Source organism: Lamprobacter sp., assembly GCF_034860625.1.
Classification (GTDB): Bacteria; Pseudomonadota; Gammaproteobacteria; order Chromatiales; family Chromatiaceae; genus Lamprobacter.
In genome coordinates this window covers 1-883 of sequence record NZ_JAYESN010000646.1, presented here as the reverse complement: position 1 = coordinate 883, position 883 = coordinate 1, and the positions used below count along the sequence as shown (strand labels likewise).

Here is an 883-nt window from a genome sequence, read left to right as displayed (position 1 = left end):
TGGCCAGGCGATCATCTCCGCCGCCTCTTGCACCACCAACTGTCTGGCACCGGTCTCCAAGGTGCTGAACGACAACTGGGGCATCAAGCGTGGCCTGATGACCACCGTGCACGCCGCCACCGCCACCCAGAAGACCGTTGATGGCCCGTCGCAGAAAGACTGGCGCGGCGGTCGTGGCATCCTCGAGAATATCATCCCGTCCTCGACCGGTGCCGCCAAGGCCGTCGGCAAGGTGCTGCCCGAGCTCAATGGCAAGCTGACCGGCATGGCCTTCCGCGTGCCGACCTCGGACGTCTCGGTGGTCGACCTGACCTGCGAGCTGAACAAGGATGCGAGCTACGAGGAGATCTGTGCGGCCATGAAGGCGGCCTCAGAGTCCGGCGATCTGGCCGGTGTGCTGGCCTACACCGAAGACAAGGTCGTCTCGACCGACTTCCGCGGCAAGGGCACGCCGTCGATCTTCGATGCCGGTGCCGGCATCATGCTCGATAGCACCTTCGTTAAGGTCGTCGCCTGGTACGACAACGAGTACGGCTACACCTGCAACTTCCTGCGTCTGGCGCAGCATGTTGCTGGCTGAGTGAGCTGAAATCGCTGTTCGGTGGGTTGGGCGGGTTTATACCGTCCAGCCCACCGATCGCAAGCCATGATTCGGCGCAGAGCGACGCGCAACCTGAGTCCGCGTGCTCGGGTAAACGACAAGCCGGTAGAAGACTGCAGCCAAAGAAGCGTCCGTCCGGGCTAGACGCAGCTGTCCGAGCTGCACAGCAAGAACGATGCGGAAAGCCAGGCCGGTTTTCCCGATCGCTCAAGGCTTTTTAACACCATCTCGATGAGGCTTTCTGCTATGTCCTTCACCAAACTCACCGATCTTGATCTGGCC

Annotated in this window: 1 protein-coding gene; it reads left to right on the top strand. The window is 61.7% G+C overall.

The window, feature by feature from the left end; all coding sequences use genetic code 11:
• Nucleotides 1–580 (top strand): type I glyceraldehyde-3-phosphate dehydrogenase (locus tag VBE63_RS30475; protein WP_416274755.1); only part of this gene is annotated, 580 nt, incomplete at its 5' end.
• Nucleotides 581–883: the final 303 nt, after the last annotated feature.